Here is a 3,318-nt window from a genome sequence, read left to right as displayed (position 1 = left end):
CGCCCTCGCCAGCCATGCCCTCGCCGCCGGCGCTCATGCCGGCGCCGCCTCGCGGCGGGCCTCGCGCGCCTCGCGCCGGCGCCGCAGCCAGTCCTGATAGCGCTCCATGTACAGGTAGATCACCGGCGTGGTGTACAGCGTCACCAGCTGCGACAGCAGCAGGCCGCCGACGATCGACAGGCCCAGCGGCCGGCGCAGTTCCGAGCCGATGCCGGTGCCCAGCGCCAGCGGCAACGCGCCCAGCAGCGCGGCCAGGGTGGTCATCATGATCGGGCGGAAGCGCAGCAGGCAGGCGCGGCGGATCGCCTCGTGCGCGCTGGCGCCGGCGCGCTGCGCCTCGATCGCGAAGTCGACCATCATGATGCCGTTCTTCTTGACGATGCCGATCAGCAGCACGATGCCGACGATACCGTCGACCGACAGGCTCAGCCCGCACACCATCAGCGCCAGCAGCGCGCCGACGCCGGCCGGCGGCAGGGTCGAGATGATCGTGATCGGATGGATGTAGCTCTCGTACAGCACGCCCAGGACGATGTAGATCACCACCAGCGAGGCCAGCAGCAGCCACACCACGTCGGTCTGGCTGCCGGTGAACTCGGCCGCCTTGCCGACGAACTGGCCGCGCACCTGCAGCGGCAGGTCGAGCCGGGCGCGGGCGCGCTCGATCGCCTCGACCGCCTGCGACAGCGAATAGCCGGGCGCGACGTTGAACAGGATCGTCGCCGCCGGCAGCTGCTGCTGATGGCTGACCACCAGCGGCGTGTTGACCACCTTGGCCTCGACCAGGGTCGACAGCGGGATGATCCCGGCCGCGCCGACGCGGATGCCGGTGTCGCGGTTGCCGATGCCGGTGGCGGTGGCCGAGTTGCTGGAGGCGAGCTGGCCGAACGCGGTGGCGTTGCTGCCGGTCAGCGCGCCGGAACCGTTCGAGGCCACCGCCAGCTGTTCCAGCAGCGCGTCCCTGGTGCGGAACTGCGGCGCCACTTCCAGCACCACGCGGTATTGGTTGATCTCGGTGAAGATGGTCGAGATCTGGCGCTGGCCGAAGGCGTCGTAGAGGGTGTCGTCGATGGACTGCATCGGCACCCCGAGCACGCTGGCCTTGTCGCGGTCGACGCTCAGCTGCAGGGCGCGGCCCTGGCTGGACAGGTTGTTGTCGACGTCGACCAGTTCCGGCAGTTCGCGCAGCGCCTGGGTCATGCGCTCGGCCTGCTCGGCGACTTGCGCAGGATCGACGCCGGACAGCGAATACTGGTACTCGGTCGCCGCGACTCGGGTATCGAGGGTCACGTCCTGCACCGGCTTGAGGTACAGCGCCACGCCGGGAATGCCGGCGGCGGCCTTCTGCAGGCGCGGCAGGATCTCGTCGAGCCCGTCGCGGTCGCCGCGCGGCTTGAGCACGATCGACAGCTGGCCCTGGTTCAAGGTCGGGTTCATGCTGCCGGCGCCGATGAAGGCCGACACGCCGGTCACGTCCGGGTCGTGGCGCAGCGCCTCGGCCACGGCCAGGGTGCGCTGCTGCATCTGCGCGAACGCCACGCTCTGGTCGGCCTGGACCACGCCGGTGACCAGGCCGGTGTCCTGCTCGGGCAGCAGGCCCTTGGGAATGGCGACGTACAGCACCACGGTCAGCGCCACCGCGGCCGCGGCCACCGCCAGGGTCAGCGCCTGCCGCGCCAGCACCCAGTCCAGGCTGCGCTCGTACAGGCCGACCGTGCGCGCCCACAGCGTGCGCTTGCCGTCGCCGCGCTCGTGCGCGTCGTCGCTCTCCGGCAGCGCGTCGGGCTTGAGCAGGTAGGCGCACATCATCGGCGTCAGGGTCAGCGACACCAGCATCGACAGCACCACCGCGGTGCTCAGCACCCAGGCGAATTCGTGGAACAGGCGGCCGGTGACGCCGGGCATCAGCAGCAGCGGCAGGAACACCGCCACCAGCGACACGGTCAGCGACAGCACGGTGAAGCCGATCTGGCGCGCGCCGATCTCGGCCGCCTCCTTGCCGCTCTTGCCCTGCTCGATGTAGCGCACGATGTTCTCGATCATCACGATCGCATCGTCGACCACGAAACCGGTCGCCACCACCAGCGCCATCAGCGACAGGTTGTCCAGCGACATGCCGGCGAAGGCCATGACCGCGAAGGTGCCGGCCAGCGACAGCGGCACCGCCACCGACGGGATCACCGTCGCCCACAGCCGGCGCAGGAACACGAAGATCACCGCCACCACCAGGCCGATGGTCAGCAGCAGGGTGAACTGCACCTCGTGCACCGAGGCGCGAATGGTTTCGGTGCGATCGGAGAAGATGTCCAGGTGCACGTCGGCCGGCAGCACGCTGCGCAGCTGCGGCAGCAGGTTGCGGATCGCGGCGACGGTCTGGACGATGTTGGCGCCGGGCTGGCGCCGCACTTCCAGCAGCACCGCCGCCTTGCCGTCGGCCCAGGCGGCGAGCTGGTCGTTCTCGATGCCGTCGACGACCTCGGCCACGTCCGACAACCGCACCGGCGCGCCGTCCTTGTAGCTGACGATGGTCTGGCGGTATTCGGCGGCGTTGGCGAGCTGGTCGTTGGTGCCGATGCTGTAGGACTGGGTGGCGCCGTTGAGCGAGCCCTTGGGCGCGTTGACGTTGGCGCGGGTCAGCGCGGCGCGCAGGTCTTCCAGGGTCATGCCCATGTTCGACAGCTGCGCCGGATTGACCTGGATGCGCACCGCCGGACGCACGTTGCCGGCGATCGACACCAGGCCCACGCCCTTCACCTGGGCCAGGCGCTGGGCCAGGATCGAGTCGGCGAAATTGTTGACCTCGCGCAGCGGCCGCGTGTCGGAGGTCAGCTTGAGGGTCAGGATGGCCGCGTCGGCCGGATTGACCCGGTTGTACACCGGCTGGTACGGCAGCGACTGCGGCAAGGTCGCCTGGCGGATCGCCGCCTGCACGTCCTGGGCGGCGATGTCGATGTCGCGGTCCATCGCGAACTGCAGGGTGATCGTCGACAGGCCGGCCGACGAATCGGAGGTCATCAGCTCCAGCCCGGAGATCTGCCCGAACTGGCGCTCCAGCGGCGTGGTCACCAGCGCCGCCATGGTGGTGGCGTTGGCGCCGGGGTACTGGGTGGTCACCACCAGGCTGGGCGCGTCGATTTCCGGCAGCGCCGCCACCGGCAACTGGCGGTAGCCGAGGATGCCCAGCAACAACAGGCCCGCCATCAGCAGCGCAGTGGCGACCGGGCGGCGGATGAACAGCGTCGAGAAGCCCACGTGCGGATCCTTGCGGAGGCGCCGGCGCTCAGCGCGCGGCGGCCGGCGCCGGCGCGGCGGCGGCGG

1 protein-coding gene is annotated in these 3,318 nt (G+C 70.3%); it reads right to left on the bottom strand.

The window, feature by feature from the left end; translation table 11 throughout:
• Positions 1-33: 33 nt before the first annotated feature.
• On the bottom strand, positions 34-3,252 hold the full coding sequence (locus A7A76_RS04905) for an efflux RND transporter permease subunit (RefSeq protein WP_206410143.1): 3,219 nt from the start codon (positions 3,250-3,252) through the stop codon (positions 34-36).
• Positions 3,253-3,318: the final 66 nt, after the last annotated feature.

Source organism: Lysobacter enzymogenes (assembly GCF_017168095.1).
GTDB classification, from domain to species: Bacteria; Pseudomonadota; Gammaproteobacteria; order Xanthomonadales; family Xanthomonadaceae; genus Lysobacter; species Lysobacter enzymogenes_D.
This window is presented reverse-complemented; position numbering and strand designations above follow the sequence as displayed.